Annotated in this window: 20 protein-coding genes; 8 read left to right on the top strand and 12 right to left on the bottom strand. The window is 73.2% G+C overall.

What is annotated here, in order from left to right:
• Positions 1 to 109: 109 nt before the first annotated feature.
• The 4 genes from secA2 to ACFYPH_RS16305 all read right to left on the bottom strand — a co-directional run bounded on the left by secA2 (position 110) and on the right by ACFYPH_RS16305 (position 6,409).
• Positions 110 to 2,401: an accessory Sec system translocase SecA2 gene (gene secA2 / locus ACFYPH_RS16290; RefSeq protein ID WP_354862116.1), complete on the bottom strand. Its 2,292-nt coding sequence runs from the start codon at positions 2,399 to 2,401 to the stop codon at positions 110 to 112.
• A gap of 88 nt (positions 2,402 to 2,489) precedes the next feature.
• A complete protein-coding gene (locus ACFYPH_RS16295) occupies positions 2,490 to 4,268 on the bottom strand; it encodes an ABC transporter ATP-binding protein (protein ID WP_387182424.1) in 1,779 nt (592 codons plus the stop codon).
• 49 nt (positions 4,269 to 4,317) lie between these two features.
• Entirely contained in the window at positions 4,318 to 5,406 is a 1,089-nt protein-coding gene (locus tag ACFYPH_RS16300; protein WP_355137040.1) for a zinc-binding alcohol dehydrogenase, read from the bottom strand.
• Positions 5,399 to 6,409 (bottom strand): Gfo/Idh/MocA family protein, encoded by a 1,011-nt coding sequence (locus ACFYPH_RS16305; protein WP_387182429.1) that lies wholly within the window; start codon positions 6,407 to 6,409, stop codon positions 5,399 to 5,401. The genes ACFYPH_RS16300 and ACFYPH_RS16305 overlap by 8 nt, the downstream gene beginning before the upstream one ends.
• A gap of 222 nt (positions 6,410 to 6,631) precedes the next feature.
• Here ACFYPH_RS16305 and ACFYPH_RS16310 point away from each other — a divergent pair, with 222 nt between their 5' ends.
• From ACFYPH_RS16310 to ctaD, 5 genes are all read left to right on the top strand, one after another.
• On the top strand, positions 6,632 to 7,615 hold the full coding sequence (locus tag ACFYPH_RS16310) for a glucosyl-3-phosphoglycerate synthase (protein WP_354862121.1): 984 nt from the start codon (positions 6,632 to 6,634) through the stop codon (positions 7,613 to 7,615).
• Positions 7,616 to 7,661: 46 nt separating this feature from the next.
• Positions 7,662 to 8,819: a glycosyltransferase gene (locus tag ACFYPH_RS16315; RefSeq protein ID WP_387182432.1), complete on the top strand. Its 1,158-nt coding sequence runs from the start codon at positions 7,662 to 7,664 to the stop codon at positions 8,817 to 8,819.
• An 88-nt stretch (positions 8,820 to 8,907) separates the two neighbouring features.
• Positions 8,908 to 9,366 (top strand): DUF4383 domain-containing protein, encoded by a 459-nt coding sequence (locus ACFYPH_RS16320; protein WP_387182435.1) that lies wholly within the window; start codon positions 8,908 to 8,910, stop codon positions 9,364 to 9,366.
• Positions 9,367 to 9,478: 112 nt separating this feature from the next.
• A complete protein-coding gene (locus tag ACFYPH_RS16325; protein WP_387182438.1) occupies positions 9,479 to 10,207 on the top strand; it encodes an ATP-binding protein in 729 nt (242 codons plus the stop codon).
• 125 nt (positions 10,208 to 10,332) lie between these two features.
• Positions 10,333 to 12,324, top strand: a complete 1,992-nt coding sequence (gene ctaD / locus ACFYPH_RS16330) for a cytochrome c oxidase subunit I (protein WP_355137032.1) — start codon at positions 10,333 to 10,335, stop codon at positions 12,322 to 12,324.
• Between the two features lie 66 nt (positions 12,325 to 12,390).
• On the opposite strand, the gene ACFYPH_RS16335 is transcribed toward ctaD, so the two are convergent.
• Together ACFYPH_RS16335 and ACFYPH_RS16340 are read right to left on the bottom strand one after the other, a co-directional pair.
• Complete coding sequence (locus ACFYPH_RS16335; RefSeq protein WP_355067259.1) at positions 12,391 to 13,533, bottom strand: SigB/SigF/SigG family RNA polymerase sigma factor; 1,143 nt, start codon at positions 13,531 to 13,533, stop codon at positions 12,391 to 12,393.
• Between the two features lie 221 nt (positions 13,534 to 13,754).
• On the bottom strand, positions 13,755 to 15,167 hold the full coding sequence (locus ACFYPH_RS16340) for a hypothetical protein (RefSeq protein ID WP_387182443.1): 1,413 nt from the start codon (positions 15,165 to 15,167) through the stop codon (positions 13,755 to 13,757).
• A 224-nt stretch (positions 15,168 to 15,391) separates the two neighbouring features.
• Between ACFYPH_RS16340 and ACFYPH_RS16345 the strand changes: the two genes are divergently transcribed.
• Positions 15,392 to 15,619: a CDGSH iron-sulfur domain-containing protein gene (locus ACFYPH_RS16345; RefSeq protein WP_354863236.1), complete on the top strand. Its 228-nt coding sequence runs from the start codon at positions 15,392 to 15,394 to the stop codon at positions 15,617 to 15,619.
• A gap of 27 nt (positions 15,620 to 15,646) precedes the next feature.
• On the opposite strand, the gene ACFYPH_RS16350 is transcribed toward ACFYPH_RS16345, so the two are convergent.
• Genes ACFYPH_RS16350 through ACFYPH_RS16360 form a run of 3 tightly spaced genes read right to left on the bottom strand, consistent with a single transcriptional unit; the run spans position 15,647 to position 19,677 of the window.
• Positions 15,647 to 16,756, bottom strand: a complete 1,110-nt coding sequence (locus ACFYPH_RS16350; protein ID WP_387182446.1) for an iron-containing redox enzyme family protein — start codon at positions 16,754 to 16,756, stop codon at positions 15,647 to 15,649.
• Positions 16,757 to 16,805: 49 nt separating this feature from the next.
• Entirely contained in the window at positions 16,806 to 18,560 is a 1,755-nt protein-coding gene (locus tag ACFYPH_RS16355) for a thiamine pyrophosphate-binding protein (protein ID WP_387182448.1), read from the bottom strand.
• Positions 18,553 to 19,677 carry a Vms1/Ankzf1 family peptidyl-tRNA hydrolase gene (locus ACFYPH_RS16360; protein WP_387182451.1) on the bottom strand — a complete coding sequence of 375 codons (1,125 nt, stop codon included), beginning with the start codon at positions 19,675 to 19,677 and terminating at the stop codon, positions 18,553 to 18,555. Before ACFYPH_RS16360 ends, ACFYPH_RS16355 begins: the two co-directional genes overlap by 8 nt.
• Before the next feature lie 142 nt (positions 19,678 to 19,819).
• Here ACFYPH_RS16360 and ACFYPH_RS16365 point away from each other — a divergent pair, with 142 nt between their 5' ends.
• Complete coding sequence (locus tag ACFYPH_RS16365; RefSeq protein WP_387183127.1) at positions 19,820 to 20,368, top strand: hypothetical protein; 549 nt, start codon at positions 19,820 to 19,822, stop codon at positions 20,366 to 20,368.
• A gap of 42 nt (positions 20,369 to 20,410) precedes the next feature.
• Here the strand turns inward: ACFYPH_RS16365 and ACFYPH_RS16370 are convergent, their stop codons facing one another.
• Complete coding sequence (locus ACFYPH_RS16370; RefSeq protein WP_387182454.1) at positions 20,411 to 20,749, bottom strand: DUF3817 domain-containing protein; 339 nt, start codon at positions 20,747 to 20,749, stop codon at positions 20,411 to 20,413.
• Positions 20,750 to 20,933: 184 nt separating this feature from the next.
• Between ACFYPH_RS16370 and ACFYPH_RS16375 the strand changes: the two genes are divergently transcribed.
• Positions 20,934 to 22,412 (top strand): glutamate--cysteine ligase, encoded by a 1,479-nt coding sequence (locus ACFYPH_RS16375; RefSeq protein WP_354863078.1) that lies wholly within the window; start codon positions 20,934 to 20,936, stop codon positions 22,410 to 22,412.
• Between the two features lie 13 nt (positions 22,413 to 22,425).
• On the opposite strand, the gene ACFYPH_RS16380 is transcribed toward ACFYPH_RS16375, so the two are convergent.
• Both ACFYPH_RS16380 and ACFYPH_RS16385 read right to left on the bottom strand, forming a co-directional pair.
• A complete protein-coding gene (locus ACFYPH_RS16380) occupies positions 22,426 to 22,812 on the bottom strand; it encodes a DUF2267 domain-containing protein (RefSeq protein ID WP_354863076.1) in 387 nt (128 codons plus the stop codon).
• Positions 22,813 to 23,139: 327 nt separating this feature from the next.
• Positions 23,140 to 24,312: a zinc-dependent alcohol dehydrogenase gene (locus ACFYPH_RS16385; RefSeq protein ID WP_387182458.1), complete on the bottom strand. Its 1,173-nt coding sequence runs from the start codon at positions 24,310 to 24,312 to the stop codon at positions 23,140 to 23,142.
• Positions 24,313 to 24,316: the final 4 nt, after the last annotated feature.

Consider the following 24,316-nt stretch of genomic DNA (forward strand, 5'->3'; position numbering starts at 1 on the left):
CTTCCGAGTTGACCGACCCGCCCTACTACCCTCGCAAACCGGGATCGAAACGGCGTAAGGAGGGGCCTCTGCCATACCCGGAGGTGTGGCAGAGGCCCCGAAGGTCGGGTCAGCGCGAGGCGCCGCTGAGCCGCCGCCCGATCGAGGCGATCAGCCGGTCGAGCTCAGAGCCGAACGGGTTGTCGTGCACCAGGTACGTCCAGGTGGCGGTCGGCCGGATCAGGGTGCCGTCCTCGGGCTCCCAATCCTCATCGAATTCGGTCTCGGTGAACGTGGCGATGGTGCGGGCCTCGATCTCCGGGACGAGGTTGTTGAACGCCGGCACCGCCGCGCGGTGGAACTCGTCCAGCGGGTCGAGCCGGCCCAGCGCGCGCAGGTGCACGCCCTCGCGGACCTCCGACAGCTCGGCCAGGTGCTCGGCCCAGAGCCGGTCCAGGTGAAAGAGCGCGATCGAACGGGCCACCCGGGCGAGCAGGTCCTCGTCCATCTCGCCGGCCTTCTCGGGCACCTTGTCCAGCAGCATCAGCGCGGCCACGTCGCTGGTCAGCAGCCGCTCCCGGCGGGCGGCGAGGGCAATGCGCTGCTGCTCGATCACCACGCTGTAGCGCCAGGTGTTGCGGTGGATCTCGTGGTTGACGCCCTCGGCGACCCGCTGGGCGTGCTCGACCGCGTAGTCGACCTGCTCGTCGGTGACCAGGCCGTCGGCGTTCATCCGCGGCGACGGCGGCACCGCGTCGGCGGCGTGCCGGACGACCAGGTCGTCCTCCAGGCTGACGAAGAAGACCGAGCCACCCGGGTCGCCCTGCCGGCCGGCACGGCCCCGCAGCTGGTCGTCGACGCGACGGCTGTCGTGCCGGCCGCTGCCGATCACGTAGAGGCCACCCAGCTCGGCCACCCGCTCCTGGTCGGCCTGGTCGCTGCCGCCGAGCCGGATGTCGACGCCCCGGCCGGCCATCTGGGTGGAGACGGTCACCGCGCCGTACGCGCCGGCCTCGGCGATGATCGCCGCTTCCTCGTCGTCGTTCTTGGCGTTCAGCACCACGCAGGACACGCCGGCCGCGTTGAGCCCGGCGGCCAGCCCCTCGGACTCCTTGACGTCGAGGGTGCCGACCAGCACCGGACGCCCCTTGGCGTGCCAGCGCTGGATCTCGTCGATCAGCGCCTCGTCCTTCTCGGCGCGGGTCGCGTAGATCCGGTCGGGCTCGTCCTCGCGGACACACGGGGTGTTCGGCGGGATAACCGCGACCTCCAGGCCGAAGAACTCCCGCAACTGGTCGCCGACCAGCACCGCGGTGGCGGTCATGCCGCACACCTTCGGGTAGAGCGCGATGAACGCCTGCACGGCGATGGTGCCCAGCACCTCGCCCTCGGCGGTGGCGTCCAGGCCCTCCTTGGCCTCGACCGCCGCCTGGAGCCCGTCGGGCCAGCGGCGGCGCTGGGCCACCCGGCCGCGCATCTCGTCGATCAGCTCGACCGAGCCGTCCCGGACGATGTAGTCCACGTCACGGTGCAGCAGGGCCTGGGCGTGCAGCGCCACGTGGACCGCGGAGAGCTGCTCGACGTGCTCCTCGTCGTACAGGTCGATGCCGAGCTTGGCCTCGACGGCGGCCAGGCCGGCGGAGGTGAAGGCGACGCTGCGCCCGTCCTCGGCGACCGTGTAGTGCCGGCCCTTGCGCAGGCCGCGCACCAGCGCGGCGGCGGCGTGCACCGGGTCCTGCTCGCCCGGCACCGCGCCGGCCAGGACCATCGGCACCCGGGCCTCGTCGATCATGATCGAGTCGGCCTCGTCGATGATCGCGGTGGCCAGCGCGGGCTGCACCCGGTCGGCCACGTCGGTGACCAACTGGTCGCGCAGGTAGTCGAAGCCCGCCTCGCTGACCGAGACATAGGTGACGTCGCAGCTGTAGGCGTCGCGCCGCTCCTGCGGCGTGGACGCCTCGTTGACCCAACCGACGGTCAGGCCGAGCAGCGTGTAGATGGGTTCCATCCACTGGGCGTCGCGGCGGGCCAGGTAGTCGTTGACGGTGAGCACGTGCACCGGCCCGTTGCCGAGTCGGACGTGCCCGTACGCGGCGATGGCGGCGGTCAGCGTCTTGCCCTCACCGGTGGCCATCTCGGCGACCTTGCCGGAGAGCAGCGCCATCGCGCCGAGCAGCTGTACGTCGTACGGTCGCTGGTCGAGGCCCCGGCGGGCGGCCTCGCGGCCGACGGCGCAGATCTCCTCGTAGCCGGCGGCGACGCCGGCGGCCTCGGTCAGCTCGGCGTCGTCCAGCGCGGCGAGGTCATCCTCGCGCGCCTCGATCGCCGGCAGCAGCTTCTCCAGCGGAGCAAGATCCACGGTTGATCCCGGGCGCTGGAGGAACCGCCGGAACTTGCTCTTGAACCGTTGCGACACACCCATGAGCGGCAACGGTACGCGATTCCAGCCGCCTTGCGCGGCCCGGCCGGTCGGGTATCCGCCGGCATGTCGATTCCGCGTCGCCGCCGGATCAGGCGACCAGCAGTTGGTGGGTGGCCAGCTCCCGGTAGAGCGGGTCGGTGGCGGTCAGCTCGGCGTGGGTGCCCACCGCCACCACCCGGCCGCCGTCGAGCACGACGATCTGGTCGGCGTCCACCACGGTGGCGAGTCGATGCGCCACGATCAGCAGTGTCCGGCGGGCGGCCACCGCGTCGATGGCCCGGCGCAGCGCCGCCTCGTTGCGCGCGTCGAGGTTGCTGGTCGGCTCGTCGAGCAGCAGCACCGGAGGGCCGGCCAGCAGCGCCCGGCCGATGGCCAGCCGCTGCCGCTCACCCCCGGAGAGCAGCACCCCGCCCTCCCCCACCTGCACGTCCAGGCCCTGCGGGGTCCGCTGGACGAGGTGGCTCAGGTTGACCTCGTCGAGGACCTCGCGCAGCCGGTCGTCCGTGGCGTCGGGCGCGGTGATCAGCAGGTTCTCGCGCAGCGTGCCGGCGAGCACGGGGGCCTCCTGCTCCACGTACCCGAGTCGGGCGCGCAGCGCGTCGCGGGGCAGCTCCCGCACATCGACCCCGTCGACGCGGACGGCGCCGGCGCTCACCTCGTAGAAGCGCTCGACCAGGGCCAGCAGCGTCGACTTGCCGGCGCCCGAGGGGCCGACCAGGGCGGTACGGGTGCCGGTCGGCACCGCGAAGCTGACGTCGTACAGCACCGGCCTGCCGCCCGGGTAGCCGAACCCGACCCGGTCGAACTCGATCATCGGGGCGGGTCGGCGGGAGGTCGTCGTGGCGGTCCCGGCCGTCGGCCGGTCCGCCGCGCCCTCCGCCGGCACGGCCAGGATCTCCTCGATCCGCTGCAACGCGCCCAGACCGGACTGCAACTGGGTGTACGCGCGCAGCACCTGGCCCAGCGGCAGCGCCAGGAGGAACAGGTACATGACGAAGGCGACCAGGTCGCCGACGGAGATCGCCCCGGCGGCGACCCGCGCCCCGCCGATCCCCAGCACCAGCAGGAACGCTCCCTGCACGGTGACCGAGCCGATCGGGCCGATCAGCGCCTGCACCCGGGCCACCCGCAGCCCCGCCGCGTACGCCTGGCGGGCGCTGCCGGTGACGGTCTCCGCCTCCCGGCGCTCGGCGCGGCTGGCCCGGATGGTCCGGGCCGCCGAGATGGCCCGCTCCACCGCCGAGGTCATCTCGCCGATGCGCTCCTGGGCGAGGCGGGCCAGCGCCCGGACCCGGCGGGCGAAGGTGGCGGCGAAGCCGAGCCCCAGCGCCACCCCGAGCAGGGTGACGCCGAACAGCAGCGGGTCGAGCAGCACCATCGCGGTGCCGGCGCCGAGCACCATCACCGCCCCGGTGACCGTCTCGAACAGCCCGGAGGTGACGACCGCCCGCAGCAGGGTGGTGTCCGAGCCCACCCGGGAGAGCAGGTCGCCGGTGCGCCGCTGGTCGTACTCGGCGATGGGCAGCCGCAGCAGGTGACCGGCGAGCCGTCGCCGGGTGCTCAGCACCAGCCCCTCGGCGGTGCGTTGCAACAGGTAGTCGCGCAGCCCGCCGATCGCCGCGCCGAGCACCACGAGCGCCACCAGCACCGCCACCAGGGCGGACACCGGGTGCTCGGCGCCGATCCGGTCGAGCACCGACCGGGTGAGCAGCGGCTGGGCCAGCGACGCCGCCGAGCCGAGCAGCGACAGCGCTCCCACCGCGACGAGGGTGCCGCGGTGCTCCCGCAGGTACGGCAGCAGCGCGGACAGGCCGACCGGTCGGCTCGCGGGAGCGTCGCCGACCGGCCGGTCCTTCAGGGTGCTCATGGCGGGAACGGTAACCCGCGGTGTCACCCCGCGGACGCGCTCCGGTGGGTCACGCGGCCAGGACCACCTGCAACTCCTGGCGGCGGCGCTCGGCCAGGTCGGTGAGCAGGGTGGGCGCCTCGTCGAACGGCACCACCGCCGAGACGAGGTGCTTGCGGATCGCGTCCCCGTAGGCCCGCAGCAGGTCGATGGTCTCGGCGGAGAGCCGTTCCCGGTCCCAGGTGGGCGCGAGCCCGCGCGGCACCCGCCCGATCTGGGCGCAGCGCAGCGCCAGCCCGTTGTGGTGGAACTCCTCACCGAGGCGGACCGCGTCCGCGCCGCCCTGGTAGAAGGCCAGGTCGATCACGGTGCCCTGCGGGCGCAGCGACCGCAGCGCGAGCTGCAACGCCCACCCCTGTCCCCGGCACTGGAACACGACGTCGGCGCCCCGGTCGCCGGCGGCGTGGGCCCACCGGGTCTTGAGCACCACCGCCGGGTCGTCCGCGTCCGGGTCGAGGGTCTCCAGGCCGAGCGCCTCGGCGACCTCGCGGCGGCGCGGGGTGGGGTCGAGCACCACCACCGAGGCGGCGCCGTGTCGCCGGGCCAGCAGGGCGGTCAGCAGACCCACCACGCCGGCGCCGACCACGGCGACCCGCCGGCCGCGTACGCCGTCGCCGAGCGAGCGGACGTCCGCGCCGTGCAGGTCGGCGGCGGCGTGCAGCAGACCGTTCGCGCAGATCGGGCCCATGTGCGCGACGTAGACGCCGAGCAGCGGGTCCAGGTCGTCGGGCAGGCCGACGAACCGCTCGGCGACCGGGTCGGCCAGCCAGCCGGTGCGGTGCCCGTAGGTCATCGCGCCGACCGTGCCCACCGCCACGGCCGGCGTGGCGCTCTCCACCACCCGGCCGACCTGCATGTACCCCAGTCGGGTGACCGGGTACGGGGTGCTGGCCTCGCCGGGCTGGAAGAGCCCCAGGTCGGCGTTCCAGGTGACGTTCACATAGGGGTTCGTGCCCTTGACGTAGCTCAGCTCGGTGCCGGCGGAGACGCCGCTGAACAGCGTCTCGACGCGGAAGGTGCCGGGGCGCAGCGCCGCGGCCTCCTGCTCGACGAGCTCCACCCGACCGGGGGCGGTGACCGTGACCACCCGATCACGCATCGACGGTCACCCCGCTGGACAGCGCGACCGGCGCGGCGGGCGTGACGAGCCGCACCGTCTGACCGGTACGGGCCGATTCGGCCACCGCGAGGGCCAGTCGCTGGGTCTTCAGCGCTTCGGCGTACGGGACGCGGACGTCGTCGCCGACGCCGCGTACCGCGTCGACGAAGGCGCGGTCCACCGCCACCCGGGCGGCCTCCGGATCGGCGGGAACGTGTCGCTCGCCGTCGGCGTCGCGGATCAGCAGACCGTCCTCGGTCAGCGCCAGGGCCAGCCCGTCGGCGAGGATCTCCAGCCCCGCCCGGTGCTTCCAGCCCAGCACGCAGGCCGCGCTGAGCGTGCCGACGGCGCCGTTGGCGAAGCGCAGCGTGGCGGTGGTCACCGAGTCGATGTCGGCGCCGTCGACCGGCGGTGGCGTGCCGTTGCCGTACGCGGTGACCTCGGTGACCTCGCCGGCCAGCACCCGGATCAGGTCCAGCACGTGGGCGGCCTGCTCGACCACCGGGCCCCCGGAGCGGTCCCGGCGCGACCACCAGGCGACCGGCGGCACCTTGTCCAGCCAGGCGCCGCTGACCATCCGCACCGGGCGGTCGGCGAGCAGCTCCCGGGCCTGGTCGAGCACGCTCAGGTAGCGCCAGTGGTGCCCGACGGCGGTGCGCAGCCCACGCCGGGCGACGAGGTCGGCGACGCGCTCGGCGGTGACCAGGTCGACGGCGACGGGCTTCTCCACGAACATCGGCACCCCGGCGTCGATCGCCGCCTCCTCGGCCGGGCCGTGCGCGAAGGGCGGCACGCAGACGTACACCGCGTCCGGGCCGGCGGCCAGCAGCTCGGCGACGTCGCGGAAGGTCTGCCCGCCGTGCTGAGCCGCCAGCTCGGACGCCGCCTCGGGCACCACGTCGGTCACCCCGATCAGTTCGACGTCGTCGAACCCGGACAGCACCCGCGCATGGCGTTGTGCCACCCCGCCGGCCCCCACGAGACCCACCCGGCATCCACCCATTCGACAACCTCTTTCGAGAACGTTTCGACTTCGATGGGAGCAGTCCCCTGGGATGTGCGCAATCAAACGTTCATCCCCCGGGAACGCGCGGATGTAACCGTTGTGATCAAGCTGTTGCCCTGGGAACGGTTAGCACGTGGCGGCGAGTGGGAACTAGAGACTCCGCTTGTTCCACGCACGAACGGAGGGGTGCCCGTGCGGGATACGACCGTGTCACCGGTGGTGGAGGCGTGGGCCACGTACCGGACCACCTCGGCGGCGGACTGGCCGGCACGCCGGCTGCTGCGCGCCAAGGGAGAGAGCCGGGTCAGCGTGGTGCTGCCGGCACGTAACGAGGAGGCGACGGTCGGCGCGATCGTGTCGACCATCCGGGAACACCTGATGGATCGGGTCGCTCTCGTCGACGAACTGATCGTGGTGGATTCACGGTCGACCGACCGCACCGCGCAGGTGGCCCGCGCCGCTGGCGCGGAGGTCGTCAGCCAGGACGCGATGACCCGGGGCCTGCCCCGGCTCACCGGCAAGGGCGACGCGCTCTGGGCCGGGCTGGCCGCCGCCGAGGGCGACGTGGTGGCGTTCATCGACGCCGACCTGCGGGAGTTCCGCCCGCACTTCGTCAGCGGTCTGCTGGGGCCGCTGCTCACCGACCCGTCGGTGGACTTCGTGAAGGGCTTCTATCACCGGCCCCTGGTGGGCGCCGCCAGCGTGGAGCAGGACGGCGGCGGCCGGGTGACCGAGCTGATGGCCCGACCGCTGCTCAACCTCTTCTGGCCCGAACTGGCCGGTTTCGTGCAGCCGCTCGCAGGCGAGTACGCCGGTCGCCGCGAGGTGCTGGCCCAGGTGCCGTTCGTCTCCGGGTACGGCGTGGAGACGGCGATGATGATCGACCTGCTGGACCTGGTCGGCCTGGACGCGTTGGCGCAGGTCGACCTGGGCGAGCGCAAGCACCGCCACCAGGACACGGCGGCGCTCGGCCGGATGTCCGCGCAGATCATGCTGACCGCCTGGTCCCGGCTGCAACGACGCGGCTGGGCCATCCCCGGCATGATGCCGGAGTCGCTGCTCACGCAGTTCCGCCGGGGCGGGTCGGACACGCTGCCGAACCTCGACCGGGAGATCGTGGTCAGCGACGTGTCGATCGAGGAGCGGCCACCGCTGGCCGAGCTGCGCCATCGGGTTCCCCGCCGACGGGTGGCCGCGGCGTGAGCGCCGAGGCACGGCCGCACACGGCCGCGGTGCGGGAGGGTGGCCGATGAGCCTCACCGTGCTGATGAACGCCGGCCCGTGGCTGTCGGTGCCCCCGCCCGGCTACGGCGGCATCGAGAACGTGATCGCCACCCTGGTGCCGGAGCTGCGGCGACTCGGCGTGCGGGTGGTGCTCGCCTCGGTGGACAGCAGCAGCCTGCCGGTGGACGAGAAGGTGTCGGTCTTTCCCGACGGGCAGTTCGCGGCGCTGCAACGGCCGTACAACCAGGTCTGCGGGATCGCCCAGGCACACCTGGCCGGGGTGGTCCGCGAGCTGCACTCCCGCGACGACATCGACCTGGTGCACGACCACGTGGAGGCGGTCGGGCTGGCCACCCTCGCGGCGATGGGGCCGGCCGGGCCGCCGACCCTGCACACCCTGCACTGGGACCTGGCCAAGCACCCCGCGCTGTACGGCAGCCTGGACGGCGGCGACCGGGTCCGGGTCAACGGCGTCTCGGCGTCGCAGCTGGCCCGGGCGCCGCTGGCGCTGCGCGAGCACTCGGTGGGTCACGTGCACCTGTCCACGCCGCTCGCCGTGGACGCCGACCGCCGGCCCCGCCCGGAGAAGGGCGAGCACCTGCTCATCCTCGGTCGGATCAACCCGGGCAAGGGGCAGGACGTGGGCGCGCGGCTCGCGCAGCGGATCGGTGTCCCGCTGGTGCTTGCCGGCCCCGTCGGCCCGTACCATCGCCCGGCGGAGCTGGCCTCGGCCGGCGACGACGCCCGGCAGAACCCGGACGTGCGGTTCTTCCTCGACGAGGTGGCGCCGCACGTCGACGGTGACCTGGTGCGCTGGGTCGGCACCGTGGCCGGCCAGGAGCGTGACGACCTGCTGGCCAGCGCCCGCGCGTCGCTGTTCCCGCTGCGGTGGGAGGAGCCGGGCGGCACGGCTGTGGTCGAGTCGCTGGCCCTGGGCACGCCGGTGGTGGCCACCGCCCGGGGCTGCCTGCCGGAGTTGATCGAGCACGGCCGCACCGGCCTGCTCACCGCCGACGAGGACGAGCTGGACGACCTCGTGCTGGCCGCCGACCTGCTCGACCCGGACGAGTGCCGGCGGGTGGCCGCGAAGCGGTTCACGCCCGCGGTGATGGCCCAGCGCTACGTCGAGCTGTACCAGCGGGTCCGCGAGCTGGCCACCGCGCCCCGCCTGCAACCGGCCTGAGCGCGCACCCGTCGCCGCCGGCGCGTTAGCCGTCGGCGGCAACGGGTAGACGCACCGCTCACGCCCGTCGCGCAGCGAGGAGCCGGTGATGGTCGGACCGATGGCGCACTCCCGGGCCCGGGCCAACCCGGCCGACGGCAAGCCGCCGGTACGCCGGGCGGCGAGCGCCGCGTCCGTGCTCTTCCTGCTGGTCGGCGTGCTCGGCTTCGTCCCGGGAATCACCAGCGGCACGGACAATCTGCGGTTCGCCGGGCACGGCTCGGGCGCGTTCCTGTTCGGCGCCTTCCAGGTGTCGGTGCTGCACAACCTCGTCCATTTGCTGTTCGGGGTCGCCGGCCTGGCGCTGGCGCGGACGGTCAGCGGCGCCCGGACGTTCCTCATCGGCGGCGGCGCCGTCTACCTGGTGCTCTGGCTCTACGGCCTGGCGGTGGATCACGACACCGGCGCGAACGTCCTGCCGGTCAACGCCGCGGACGGCTGGCTGCACCTCGGCCTCGGTCTGGGCCTGATCGCGCTGGGTCTGCTGACCGGACGGGCACGCCGCTGACCTGCGGGTCCGGGCGTGAGCTGCGTCCCGGGAGCGGCCGGTCCGGTTTGGTGCCGCAGGGCCTCGGGTAGTGGGCAGATCCCGACCCGACCAGCGAATCGAGGGCCCGCCGATGCCCAGCCGGATCACCTGCGAGGTGCGCGAGACCGCACCGGTGGCGGTCGTCCAGCTCACCGGCGCCCTCGATCTGGGCACGATGCGGGCGGTGCACCAGGCGCTGGACGGGGCGCTGGCCGCCCAGCCGGAGGCGCTGGTGGTCGACCTCGCGGGGGTGACCGTGCGGGACCGGCTGGCGCTGTCGGTGTTCGCGGCGACGGCCCGGCGGGCCGAGGAGTGGCCGGCCGTGCCGGTGGTGCTGTGCGCGCCGCCTCCGGCCGCCGCCCGCTGGCTGGCCGAGTCGACGACGTGCCGGGTGGTGCCGGTGTCACGGGACTGTGCGGAGGCGACCCGGGTGGCCGGCGCGGCCGGCGCGCTGCGGATGCGGGCCCGGCTGGAGCCGGTGGCCGGGGCCTGCCGGCGGGCCCGGGAGCTGGTCGGCGACGCGTGCGCCCGGTGGAACCTGCCCGGCGCGGCGGGCCCGGCCGCGCTGGTGCTCAGCGAACTGGTCGGCAACGTGGTCCGGCACGCGGGCACCCCCATGCAGGTGACGGTGACACTGCGCCGGCCGTACCTGCACCTGGCCGTGGTGGACGGCAGCCGGGCCGCCGCCCAGCCCGCCGATCCGGATCTGCGGGCCGAGGGTGGCCGAGGGCTGCTGCTGGTCCGCGAGCTGGCGCAGCGGTGGGGCAGCGTGCCGGCGGGTCAGGGCAAGGCCGTCTGGGCGATGCTGCCGGCGACCTGAGCGCATCGGGCGGCTTCGACCGGTACCGGCGATCTGACCGAAATTACCGCTTCAGCCTGGTTACATGGTGGGAGGGTCGGGTAGGCACGCCCGTCCTTTCTGCCGTCACGACGGGGTGAGCAGCCATGCCCAAGCGGGTAACCACGGAACCCGGTCGCGATCGGGGCCCGGCGATCCTGGCACCGGCCCGCTTCGGGGGCTTCCCCGGAGCCCTGCGGGCGCCGGTCCCCGGCAACTCGTTGATCAAATTCCTCGCCACCACGGATCACAAGCAGATCGGTCTGCTGTATCTGCTGACCTCCTTCGGGTTCTTCCTGGTGGCCGGTCTGCAGGCGATGCTGATGCGCGCCGAGCTGGCCCGACCGGGTCTGCAGTTCCTCTCCTCCGAGCAGTACAACCAGCTCTTCACCTCGCACGGCGCGGTGATGCTGCTGCTGTTCGCCACACCCGCGGCCTTCGGGTTCGGCAACTTCATCGTGCCGATCCAGATCGGCGCGCCGGACGTGTCGTTCCCCAGGCTCAACGCGCTGGCCTACTGGCTGTACCTGTTCGGCGGGCTCATGGTGATCGGCGGGTTTCTCACGCCGGGCGGCTCGGCGGACTTCGGCTGGACGGCGTACAGCCCGCTCAGCGACGTGGACCACAGCCCCGGGGTGGGCGCGAACATGTGGGTGCTCGGCCTGGTCGTCTCCGGCCTGGGCACCATCCTCGGCGCGGTCAACCTGATCACCACGATCCTGACCCTGCGCGCGCCCGGCATGACCATGTTCCGGATGCCGATCTTCACCTGGAACATGCTGTTCACCAGCGTGCTGGTGATCCTGGTGTTCCCGCTGCTGGCCGCCGCGCTGCTGGCGCTCGCGGCCGACCGGCTGATCAACGCGCACGTGTACGACCCCGCCACCGGTGGACCGATGCTCTGGCAGCACCTGTTCTGGTTCTTCGGTCATCCCGAGGTGTACATCATCGCGCTGCCGTTCTTCGGCATCATCACCGAGATCATTCCGGTGTTCTCCCGCAAGCCGCTGTTCGGTTACACCGGAATCGTGCTGGCCACCATCGCCATCACCGTGCTGTCCATGACGGTCTGGGCGCACCACATGTTCGCCACCGGCCAGGTGCTGCTGCCGTTCTTCAGCATCCTGAGCTACCTGATCGCGGTGCCCACCGGCGTGAAGTTCTTCAACTGGATCGGCACCATGTGGAAGGGGCAGCTCACGTTCGAGACGCCGATGCTGTTCGCCATCGGCTTCCTGGTCACCTTCCTGCTCGGTGGCCTCACCGGGGTGCTGCTGGCCAGCCCGCCGGCCGACTTCCACACCCACGACAGCTACTTCGTGGTGGCGCACTTCCACTACGTCGTGTTCGGCACGGTGGTCTTCGCGCTCTTCGGCGGCTACTACTTCTGGTGGCCGAAGATGACCGGGCGGCTGCTCGACGAGCGGCTCGGCAAGGCGCACTTCTGGACGATGTTCATCGGCTTCCACGGCACCTTCCTGGTGCACCACTGGCTGGGCGCCGAGGGCATGCCCCGCCGGTACGCCGACTACCTGCCCACCGACGGCTTCACCACGCTGAACACGATCTCCAGCATCTTCGCGTTCATCCTCGGCCTCTCCACCCTCTTCTTCATCTACAACGCCTGGAAGTCCTGGCGGTACGGGGCGGTGGTCACGGTGGACGACCCGTGGGGCTTCGGCAACTCGCTGGAGTGGGCGACCACCTGCCCGCCACCACTGCGCAACTTCGACAAGATGCCCCGGATCCGCTCCGAGCGGCCGGCCTTCGACCTCAAGTACGGTCCGCTCGTCGCCGACCTGGGCCGGGACCTGCCGCAGCGCACCACGAAGCCGCCGCAGCACTTCGGCGACGAGATACACCTGGAGCACCACGCGCCGGAGTCGCCCGCCCCCGAGGGCGCGCACGGCGCCCGGGACGCGGTCAGCTACCAGCCGGCGCCCGAGTCCGGCGCCCGCCCGGTGGACGTGCCGGAGCCCGAGGTCGTACGCCGGCCGAGCTTCGAGCAGAGCGACGCGCCCCAGGACGCCGAGGACGCGCCGAAGCCGCACGAACGCTGGCGGCATCCGCACAGCGGCGACGAGACCGAGGACCGCTGAGAGTCGGTACGACGAGGGGCCCACACCACCGCGGTGTGGGCCCCTCGTCGTGTGCGTACGCGCCGGTCAGTCCCGGGCGGGTGCCAGGCCGGCGGCGGTGAGCGAGCGGCGCACCGCCGGCTGCACCCGGGTCAGCCGCAGCGGCACGCCGGTGCGCTCCGCCGCCTCCCGGCCCGCCATCAGCGCGGCGATCCCGCCGGCGTCGAAGCCGCCCGCGCCGACCAGGTCGACGACGACCTCGCTCGGCTGGCCGTTGACGGCCTCCAGCATCGCGCGGCGCAGCTGGTCCGCGCCGTCCCGGTCCACCTCACCGCCGACCTCGACGACGACCCCGTCGCCGTTCTGCCGCACCGAGATGCGGGTCTTGCCCGGGTCCGGTTCGGCGGCGCCGTTCTGCCACGGCGGCGGCGCGTCGGCGAGCATGGCCTGCCGCAGCCAGGTCAGCGCCCGCGACAGCAGCCGGGAGACGTGCATCTGCGAGATGCCGAACCGGGCGGCGATCTCCGCCTGGGTCTGGTTGCCGTAGAAGCGCATGGCGAGGATGCGGCGTTCGCGCCAGGGCAGCCGGTGCAGCAGGCCGCTCACCGTCACCCGGTCGTCGACCGATTCCAGCGCGTTGTCCGACTCGCCGACCAGGTCACCGAACTCCGCGGAACTCTCCCCGCCGACCGGCGCGTTCAGTGACGCCGGGCTGTAGCCGGCCGCCGACTCCAGCGCCGCGAGGATCTCCTCCTGCGGCGTCTCCAGGCGGGCCGACAGCTCGGCCACCGACGGCGCCCGGGACAGCTCACTGGTCAGCGCGGCGGTGGCCTGACCCACCTCGAGGATCAGGTCGCGCAGCCGCCGGGGCACGTGCACGCCCCAGGTGCGGTCCCGGAAGTGCCGCTTGATCTCCCCGACGATGGTGATCGCCGCGTACGCGGTGAACGAGCCCCGTTCCGGGTCGTACCGGTCGACGGCGTTGACCAGCCCGAGGCGGGCCACCTGCTCCAGGTCCTCCAGCGGCTCCCCCCGGCCCCGGTACCGGCGGGCCAGTCGCCCGGCGAACGGCAGCGCGAAGCGCACCAGGTCGTCGCGGGCCTCTCCCCGCCGCTCCGGCGGCAGCCCCTCGATCCGGGCCGCGTACGCCAGCGCCGCCGCGTCCAGGTCCTCCAGACCACGCTCGGTGGGTGGTGGTGTGGTCGTGGTCGTGCTCGTCTGTCCGAACATCCGCGCCTCCCTCAGGAAGGTCCCCCGCCCGGATCGGGAAACCGGTCGTGCGCGTGGTCGGGCCACGCACCGGGCCGGAAAGTGGGTCAGTGACTGGGATGCCAGCGGGCGACAACGCCTCTACGCAGCGCAATCAGGCCGTCGCAGCCAGCGATGTTCCCGCTCCGTAGGTACTCAATCACGGGACCCCGGGTTCGCGAGGAAGTTTCGGCGTGCTCCCCTCAGGAGACGAGCAACCCCTGGTGGCCGCCGCTGTCGCGGAGCACCGACAGGGCCTCAGCGGCCCCCAGCGGGGGCGGAGCGGGCAGGTCGTACGGCTGGGCGCGCAGGACCTCGGTGGCCCGGCGCGTCGGCACGGACGTCACCGGATAGCCCCGGGCGGAGGTCCGGTCCAGCGCCCGCCGCCGCCGGCCGAAGCCCGCGACGGCCAACCACTGCGGCAGCCCGGCCAGCGCGGGCGAGCGCATCCCGGGAGGCTCGGGCAGGACGTCCACCGAGCTGAACGTCTCGCTGCCGGCCAGCCACCACTCGGCCTCGTCGACGCTGCGCCGGGTGGCGTTCTCACACCAGTACGGCACCAGCCCCGCCCGTACCACCTGCCACGGATCGAGCAGCCGGCCGCACTCCACCACCAACCGGTCACCGGTCTTGCCGGCGGCCCGCAGCCACCGCCGGTACAGGTCCGCCACGCCCGCGCTCAGCGCCGCCGGCCGGGGCACCAGCACCCGGTGCAGCGGATGCTGGTGGCGGGCGGCCCAGTCCCGCGTGGTCCGCTCGAAGTCCGCGTCCATGCCGTGCTCGGCGTCCCCCGACGGCGCCGACACCTCCGGCGGCGCCCACTGGGCGGCGTCCCCGCCCACGGCGCGCAGGACCTGCCGCAGGGCATGGCTGTCGGGGTGGAAGTCCACCGGGTCCAGCCCGCTGGCCGGGCAGCCGACCTGGAAGCTGTGCCCGGGCCCCCGCTCCGACACCGGCCACGTGCGCGCGTCGCGCACCAGCAGCACCGGGGCGGCCGCGCTCAGCCGGTCGGTCAGGAACTGCGCGTACGCGGCCGGCAGCGCCCTCCAGCGGGCGGCCAGCGACACGGTGACCCCGGTCAGCGACCCCCGGCTGGCCGGGCAGTGCACCTGACGCAGGTGCACGTCGGGGTTGCCGGCGAGCAGCCGTTCGGCGAGCGCCCCCCCGTGCTCCAGCGCCGCCCCCGGGCGGTCCACAGCGCCGTCGCTCCAGTGCGCGGTCATCTCGAAGCCGGCGGGCAGCCACGGCACGCCGAGGGCCACCGCGAGGTGGGCCGCCGCACCGTGCGGCGACCCGATGAGCACACCGGGGTAGCTCCCACGCGGGTACTGGTCGACGAACCAGCGCGCGACCCGGGCCGCGTCCACCTCACCGACCTGGTCGACGGTGAGGGCGACCCGCCCGGCGGCCCGGCTCACCGCGGCACGGCGTACCGGCTCGGGGGCGCCCGGGAACCGCGAGGTCGGCCCGGTGTGCCCGAGGTCGGCGCAGTCCGCGCCGCGCAGGGCCCGGGCGGTGGCGGCGACCAGCACCCGGGCAGCGCTGCCCTGGGCCACGACCCGGTCGCCGGCCAGACCGGCGCCGTCGGCCGACAGCCCCTTGTGCACCTTGTGCACCGGGCCCACCTTGCCTCGTTCGCTCACCACGCGGCCCGGCTTCCCGTCCGGATGGGGTTCAAACGGGGCATCACCCACCCGGCGGCAACATTCCACAGGTCAGCGGCGTTCGGCGACGATTGGCTCCGGGCGGCGGGAGCGGGCCGGCGGGGACGATCGGACCTGAGGGACCCACGGCGTCCGCGCGGGGTTTCGTCGCGGCCGGGGCGGGCACTTCCGGACTCATGCGCACCGAGGACACCGGCGAGTCCGCCGCCACGATCACCCCGTACGAGGACGGCCCGCTCCTGGTCCGCGGCGACTTCGCCCTGGTCACTCCGGACGGCGAGCGGATCGACGCACGCCGGGGCACGATCGCTCTGTGCCGGTGTGGCAAGTCGGCGCTCAAGCCGTTCTGCGACGGCACCCACAAGGTGGTCAACTTCCGCGCCGGCACCGCCCGCGAGGGCTGACCGGGCGGAGCTGACCAGGCGAAGCCGTCAGGCGACGGCGGGCTGGACCGGCGTCACCACGGTCGACGTCGCGGTGAGCGACACCAGCGGCGGCACGGCCGGCGCGGTCGACAGCGGCAGTGGCGAGCGCAGTGAGCTGCGGCCGGCGGCCCAACTGTCCAGCAGGTGCGCCGCGAACAGCCGGTCCACCGCGAGCGCCGCCGCCGCGCCGAAGAGCACGTCGGAGGCGAGCGCCGGCTCGGCACGGACCAGGCCGCCGCACAGGTCGTGCGCGGCGATCTGCTCGTGCACCGCGTCGGCCTCCACGTGCTCGTCGTAGAAGCGGGTGGCCACCTCGTCGAGGCCGAGCCGGCGCAGGCCGTTGCCGTAGCGGCGGTTCGGCAGGGACGAGGTCATCTCGAAGGCCGCCAGGTGCCCGAGCAGCGCGCCGCGCAGCCGTCGGTGCAGCCCGAACAGCGACATCAGGTTGTTGGTCGCCAGCGTCACCGCGGGCACCGCGTCCAGGTGGGCGCCGTAGCCGGTGTCCATACCCAACCGGTCGAGGGTGCGCCGGAACAGCTCGGCGTGCATCCGGTCCAGCCGGCCGTTGCCGTACTCGTCGGTCTGGATCTCGACGAGGGCGGCCTTGGCGGGACCGCCGAGGCGGGGCAGCGCCCAACTGTGCGGGTCCGCCTCGCGCAGGTGGTAGACGGAACGGTGGGCGACGAACTCGCGGAACTGGGTGAGGTCGGCGTGCCGCTGGAGCGTGGCGGCCAGCGGCGGCCCGTCGTCGGCAGCGACCAGCTCGCCCAACCCGGCCGCGACCCCACGGGCCGGTACCGCCGGGGCTCCGGCCAGCCGGCGCAGCGCCGCCTCGAAGGGCCGTTCGACGCGGGCCCGCAGGGCCAGCAGCGCGGGCTGCCACTCCCAGCCCTCGTCCACCCCGCTCCAGCCCCGGTAGTGCAGCTCGTAGCAGAGGAACAGGGTCAGTTGCAGGTCCTCGTCGCCGATCGCGTCCACCGGATCGAGGTCGACGCCCAGGCCGGGAGGCAGGTCGTGCGGCGGACGCCGCAGCGCATCGGTCACCGCTGCGGACAGCGGACCGCGCGGCTGCGGCAGGGGCGCGGGACCGTAGCGGCGGTCGGCGGGCTCCAGCATGTGACCTCCAGCGTCGTCGGGCCGCTACTGATGCCCTGAAGAGGTACGCCTAAACGAGATCGTCGACGGCCACCGCCTGCTCGACCTGCTCGCGTACCCGCCGGGCGCCCTCCCCCTCGGCATACAGTCCGCGCAGGTCGGCGAAGGCCGGCTCCGGCGGCGCCAACGACACCGCCGGGTCGACTACCGCTTCCAGGACGCAGGGGCGGTCCGCGGCGAGCGCCTCGTCCCAGGCGGCGCCGACCAGTTCCGGGCGGTCCACCCGGACACCGTGCAGCCCGAGCAGGCGGGCCCAGCCGGCGTACGGCACGTCCGGGCGGCGGTGGGTGGGGTCGGACGACGGCTCCCGGCCACCGCCCATGCCGTTCTGGTCGCGGTTGTTGAGCACGAGCACCACCAACCGTGGGTCGGCCCACCCCTGCCAGTGGTGCGACACCGTGATCAGCTCGGCGAGCCCGTTGAGCTGCATGGCCCCGTCGCCGAGCAGGGCGATCACCGGCTGGCCGGGCGCGGCGAGTTTGGCGGCCACCGCATACGGCAGGGCGCAGCCCATCGAGCCGAGGGTGCCGCACAGTTGCGCGTTCACCCCGGGCGGCAGGACGAGGTGCCGGGCGTACCAGTAGAGGACCGAGCCGACGTCGACCGCGACCGAGCCGGTCCGCGGCGCCCGGGTGGAGAGTTCCTGGAGCACGAGCTGCGGGTTGATCGGCTCGGCGGGCGCGGCGGCCCGGTCGGCCGCGGTCGCCCGCCAGCGGTCGACCGCGCTCTCCACCGTGGCACGCCACTGCTGGTGCGGCCGCGACGGCACCCGCGCCAGCAGCGCGCGCAGCGTCTCGGCCGCGTCCCCGACCAGGGGCACGTCGGCCGGGTACCGGCTGCCGATGCGGGTGCCGTCGATGTCGATCTGCACGGTGCGGGCCTGGTCGGGCATCGGGAAGTAGTCGGTCCACGGGTCGTTGGTGCCCACCAGCAGGAGCGTGTCGCAGCCGCCCATCAGCTCGGCGGCGGCCGGCGTGCCGACCTCGCCGAGCACGCCGGCGTGGAAGGGCAGCCGCTCGTCGAGGACCGGCTTGCCCAGCAGCGAGGTGGCCACCCCGGCGCCGAGCCGGTCGGCCAGCTCGATGATCTCGTCGGCGGCGCCCCGGCCCCCCTGGCCCACCAGGATCGCGGTGCGCTGGCCGTTGCCGAGGATCTGCGCGGCGGCGTCGAGGTCCACCTCGTACGGCAGCACCCGGGCCAGCGGCTCACCGGGAGTCGCCGTGATCACGCCGACCGCGTGCGCGCCCAGGTCGGGCACCACGGCCTCCTGCAGGTGCCGAGGCAGCACCACACAGGTCGGGCTGCGGGTCGCCGCCGCGGTGCGGAACGCCTGGTCCAGCAGCGCCGGTACGCTCTCCGGGCTGCGGCCGTACTGGACGAACTGGTTGCACACGTCGCCGAAGAGCCGGCTCAAACCGATCTGCTGGTGCGCGCCGCCCAGGGGCCCGGTGACGTCCTCGCCGACGATCGCGACGACCGGTTTGCTGTCCAGCTTCGCGTCGTAGAGGCCGTTGAGCAGTTGCACCGCGCTGGGCCCCTGGGTGGCCAGGCAGACCCCGATGCCGCCGGTGAACTTGGCGTGCCCGGTGGCCATGAACGAGGCGGTCTCCTCGTGCCGGGCCGGGACGAACGCCGGATCACCCCCGGAGCGGTCCAGCGCCTCGACCAGCGGGGCGATCGCCGCACCGGGGTAGCCGAAGGCGCGCGGGACCCGCCAGGCCCGCAGCCGCTCCACCACCAGGTCCGCCACACGGCGCTCAGCCATTGCCGCGCCCCGGGGTGCCTTCGTCGACGTAGCGCAGCACCGCGCCGACGCCGTCGGTGAGCTCGGGCGCCTCGTCCGCGCCGAGTACGGTCAGCGCCGCGTCGGTGCCGACCAGCGCGCGGACCAGCGCCGCGTCGGCGCGTACCCGCTGCGGGTCGTCCACCGACATCGCGCTCAGCTGAGTGGGATCGACGGCGATCTCGGTCGGCTCCGGGCCGATCCACAACTCCCCGTTGGCCGACGGGTCGTCCACGATCAGCATGGTGTCGACCTGGTTGCGTTGCAGGGCCGAGACGACCGCGTCGAGACCGGCGCCCACGTCCTCCTGCACGCCGAAACGGTCCAGCGCGGCGGTGATCCGCTGGTCGGCGACCTCCGCGATGGTCTGCACGGTGAGGTCGTCGAGCATGGTCTGGTCGGCGCCGCCGGCCCGGGACCCGGCGTCGGTACGGACCACCAGGTCCTGCCAGCGCTCCGGCATCTGGGCGGCGATCATGCCGGTGGCCCGGACGTCGCCGGCCACCACCACCACGTCCGCGCCGACCTTGTCGGCCAGCTGCACGGTCGCGGCGGTCACGTCGCCGGCGTTCTGGTGCCACGCCTCCATGGCGGCGCGCTGATAGCGCGACTGGGACCAGCCGCCGGGCTGCACGCGACGCAGCGGGAAGCTGTCCCGGCCGGCGACGTGCGCCCGTCGGGGCACCCCGCCCGCGCTGACCGCCATCGCGTCGCCGCCGGTGCGGTCGGCGACCACCCGGACCCAGGCCACCTGTTCGCCGCGCTGGGCGAGCAGCGGCATCACGTGCGGCAGTGGCCCGAAACTGGCCAGGTCGCGCAGCGGCGGCGCGGACAGGTACTCGGAGAGCACCACCCGGCCGTGGCTGGCGAAGACGGCCAGGCCGTAGTCACCGACCATCGGGTCGTGACCCCGGATCACCCGGTCCAGCGCGGCGATGCTCGCCTCGTCCGCGCCCTGGTCGGCCAGGCTGCGTTCCAGGGCACGCCAGCGCAGGTCCAGCGCCGGTTTGGCGTCCTCCGTGTCGGCGGAGGCGTCCAGGTACACCGAGCACCACGGCCCGGGTCGGTCGTAGAGCGGGCGCAGGAAGGACAGCTGCATGCTCGACCCCTTTCCAGCTCGGCCCCCCGCTTACCCTGCTCGCCCGGGATGTCACCTCGTGGCCGTGAGCCCGTGACCAGGTTTCATTCACGGCGTTCAACCGGGGACATCGATACGATCAGTGAACACAAGCGGACTCTCGGTGGTGGGGATGGACAGCGGACTCGATACCCGACGGATCGTGCACCCGACGGAGCGGATCGTCACCGGGCGGCTGGTCCGCCTGCTCGACGGCTACACCCGCGAGATACGCGTCGGCCAACCGGTGCTGGTCGCGGTGCTCGCCGCGGCGGCGTTCGCCCGGTTGCCGGCCCTGCTGCTGCGCGCGCTCTTCTCGTTCGGCGGCGGCGGCACCCGGCGGCGCTGGAAGGAGCTGAAGCAGGGCCCGGAGTACCTGGTCACCCCGGTGCGCCTGCGCAACACCGCCGGTCAGCTCTGCGAGGTGGAGCTGCACGGGCACCTGCCGCAGAGCGCGTTGCACCCGGCCGACCAGGTGCAGCTCACGCTGCGCCCGCAGCATGACCCGGAGTTGCCGCCGCGCATCGAGCGGATCGTCAACCTCACCACCGGGCAGCTGCTCACCCCGCGTACCGCGACGCTCTGGTCGCATCTCGGCCCACCACTGCTGTTGCAGGCGGCGCTGGGCGCGCTGTTGCTCGCCGGCGTGGTGGCCTGCTCCGCACTGACCTGACCTGCCCCGGCGGGGGGGTCCGCGCAGCGGCCGGGCCGCGCGTCAGCCGACGGGTGCGGGCTCGCGGGCCGGGCGGCGGTCCACGCCGAGGATTCCCCTGCGACGGGCCCAGCGCTCGAAGATCAGGGTGGCGAACGGCGGCACGGCACAGGCCAGCGCCACCACGGTCACCGGCAGGCTCCACCGGCGCAGTCGGGCCACCGCGAGCACCAGCAGCCCGTACGCGATGAACAGGCCGCCGTGGATCGGGCCGAAGATCTTGACGCCCAGCTCGTTGCCGGGCGGACCGTACTTGACGGCCATTCCGGCCAGCAGGGCCAGCCAGGAGCACGCCTCGGCGATCGCCGCCGCGACGAACAGCCGGGTCACCTTCTCGCGCATCCGGACGCCACCACCTCTCGGGCGGCAATGCTAACGGTGCCGGCCGTTCGCGCCCTCGTCGGCCACGCAGCGTGCGACAGGGGTCACGGAGCCCGCGACTGGGTAGGAAAGAACCCTCGGGTCTTCCCCCGCCCGCCGGCCACGTGCGAGGTTGGGGGGGACCAGCGGTGACAGGGTGGTGACCATGGGCGAGGATGTCGGCGTACGGACCTTCAGTCGGGAGGACCGGGCCCGGTACCGCGAGAAGGTGCGCAACTGCCTGGACGTCTTCGCCGAGATGTTGCGCGAGTCGCGGTTCGACATCGACCGGCCGATGACCGGGCTGGAGATCGAGCTGAACCTCGTCGACGAGGCGTCGAACCCGGCGATGCGCAACGCCGACGTGTTGGCGGCCATCGAGGATCCGAGCTTCCAGACGGAGCTGGGCCAGTTCAACATCGAGATCAACGTGCCGCCGCGGCGGCTGACCGGCACCGGCACCGCCGACTTCGAGGAGCACGTGCGGGCCAGCCTCAACGCCGCCGAGGAGAAGGCGCGGGCGATCGGCGCGCACATGGTCATGATCGGCATCCTGCCGACGTTGCGCCCCGAGCACCTGACCGCCGAGACGCTCTCGGCGAACCCGCGCTACAAGCTGCTCAACGAGCAGATCTTCGCCGCCCGGGGTGAGGACCTGCCGATCGCCATCAGCGGGGTGGAGCGCCTGGCGGTCACCGCCGACACGATCACCCCGGAGGCGGCCTGCACGAGCACCCAGTTCCACCTCCAGGTCAGCCCGGCGCAGTTCGCCGACTACTGGAACGCCGCCCAGGTGGTCGCCGGCATCCAGGTGGCGTTGGGCGCGAACGCACCGCTGTTCTTCGGCCGGGAGCTGTGGCGCGAGACCCGCATCCCGCTGTTCCAGCAGGCCACCGACACCCGGCCGGAAGAGATCAAAGCCCAGGGGGTACGCCCCAGAGTCTGGTTCGGCGAGCGGTGGATCACCAGCGTGTTCGACCTGTTCGAGGAGAACGTCCGCTACTTCCCGGCGCTGCTGCCGGTGTGCGACCCGCAGGACCCGGCGCAGACCCTCGCGGCCGGCGAGGTGCCCAACCTCGCCGAGCTGCGGCTGCACAACGGCACGATCTACCGCTGGAACCGCCCGGTGTACGACGTGTCGCGCGGCCGGCCGCACCTGCGCGTCGAGAACCGGGTGCTGCCGGCCGGGCCGACCGTGCTGGACACCATCGCCAACGGGGCCTTCTACTTCGGACTGGTCCGCGCCCTGGCCGAGTCGGATCGCCCACTGTGGTCACAGATGTCGTTCAGCGCCGCCGAGGAGAACTTCACCAGTTGCGCACGGCACGGCATCGACGCGCAGGTCTTCTGGCCCGGCCTCGGTTACCTGCCGGTCACCGAGCTGGTGCTGCGCCGGCTGCTGCCGATGGCGCACCACGGCCTGGACCGGTGGGGCCTCGACCCGACCGAGCGCGACCGGCTGCTGGGCATCATCGAGCAGCGCTGCCTGACCAGCCGCAACGGCGCGACCTGGCAGGTGGAAACGCTGCACCGGTTGGAGTCCGCCGATCACCTGGACCGGCCGGAGGCGCTGCGCGAGGTGGTCCGGCACTACGTGACGCTGATGCACAGCAACCGGCCGGTGCACGAGTGGCCGATCCCCTGATGTGCGGCGGCGGTCAACCGCGCGGTGTCGGCACGCCGAACAGGTCGATGATGCCGCCCGGCAGTTGGGCGAGCAGGTCCTGTCGCTCGTCGTCGTTGAGGGCCTCGGCGACGGTACGCAGCACCGCCTGGGCGTGTTGACGCACCTGGTCCGCGTTCGCGACCTGCTCCCGGTCGCCGACGTGCTTGAGGAACTCACCGATGTCCCACCGGCGGCCCTGCGGATTACGGGTGACCGACGCGTCCAGCCGATCCGGTAGCTGTGCCGCCAGGTGGTCGGCCTCCTGGCCGGCGAGCCGTTCGCCGAGCACCGACAGGACGGCCTGTACGGACCGCACGGCCTCGTTCTCCCCGAGGCCCGCACGCTGGCGCACCGTGGCGATCATCTGGTCGTACTCCATGACCCGCTCCTTCCGTCTGCTCGGCCGGCCGTGCGGCCCGCCGGGCGAACGGGGCGGTTTCCCCGGCTCGCCGGGCACAAACGGGGTGGCGCGGTGTCCGGTGGTGCGGTGTCTGGGTAGCGGTGGACCGGCACGGGTGCCCCGTCCCGGAATCACCTCCCAGCGAGCGCTGCGGGCGGCGGATCGTCGCGCAGCCGGCTGTAAAGATGTCCGTCGCGCCATCCGCCGGCCCTCCCCCGCCACTCGGGGAGCAGCACGATCCCGATCTCCCAGTACGACGCCGCCCCCGAGTACCGCCCGAAGTGCCGTGCGGCGGCCGGTCGACGCTCAGGCCTTGAGGAGCACCTTCGTGCAGTCGTCCTGCTTCTTCTGGAAGATCTTGTAGCCCTTCGCGGCGTCGCGCAGCGGCAGCCGGTGGCTGACGACGAAGCTCGGGTCGATCTCGCCGAGCTGGATGCGTTCCAGCAGTGGCCGGGTGTAGCGCTGCACGTGACACTGGCCGCTCCGCATGATCAGCGACCGGTTCATGAACGCGCCCATCGGGAACTTGTCGACGAAGCCCCCGTACGCGCCGATGACCGACACCACCCCGCCGGAGCGGCAGGCCAGGATCGCCTCGCGCAGCGCGAAGGGCCGTTCCGTCTCGGTCCGCGTGGCCTGTTTGGCCCGGTCGTACGCGTACAGGGCCGCGTTGCCGTGGTGGCCCTCCAGGCCGACCGCGTCGATGCACGCGTCCGGCCCCCGGCCGGCGGTCATCTCGTCGAGGGTGTCCAGCACGTCGGCCTCGGCATAGTTGATCGTCTCGGCGCCGACGTGCTCCTCGGCGAGCCGCAGCCGGTACGGGAACCGGTCGATGACGATCACGCGCTCCGCGCCGAGCAGCCGGGCGCTGGCGGCGGCGAGCAGCCCGACCGGTCCCGCGCCCCAGACCGCGATGACCTGCCCCGGTTTGATGTCGCACATCTCGGCGCCCATGTAGCCGGTCGGGAAGGCGTCGGCGAGCATGACCGCCTGGTCGTCGGGGATGTAGTCGGGCACCTTGAGCGGGCCGACGTCGGCGAACGGCACCCGGGCGTACTCGGCCTGACCGCCCGCGTACCCGCCGAGGAGGTGGGAGTAGCCGAAGATGCCGGCCGGCGAGTGGCCCATGACCTTCTCGGCGATCCCGGCGTTGGGGTTGGAGTTCTCGCACACCGAGTACAGGCCCCGCTGGCACGACGAGCAGTGCCCACAGGCGATCGGGAAGGGCACCACCACCCGGTCGCCGGGCTTGAGGTTGCGCACCTGCGGGCCCACCTCCACCACCTCGCCCATGAACTCGTGGCCGAGGATGTCTCCCTTGCGCATGGCCGGGATGTAGCCGTGGTAGAGGTGCAGGTCGGAGCCGCAGATTGCGGTGGTGCTGATCTTCACGATCGCGTCGCGGGCATTCATGATCGTCGGGTCGGGCACGTCGATCACCTTGACGCTGTCGGTGCCCATCCAGGCGGTGGCCTTCATCTCC

It is taken from the genome of Micromonospora sp. NPDC005252, assembly GCF_042872475.1.
Taxonomy (GTDB): Bacteria; Actinomycetota; Actinomycetes; order Mycobacteriales; family Micromonosporaceae; genus Micromonospora.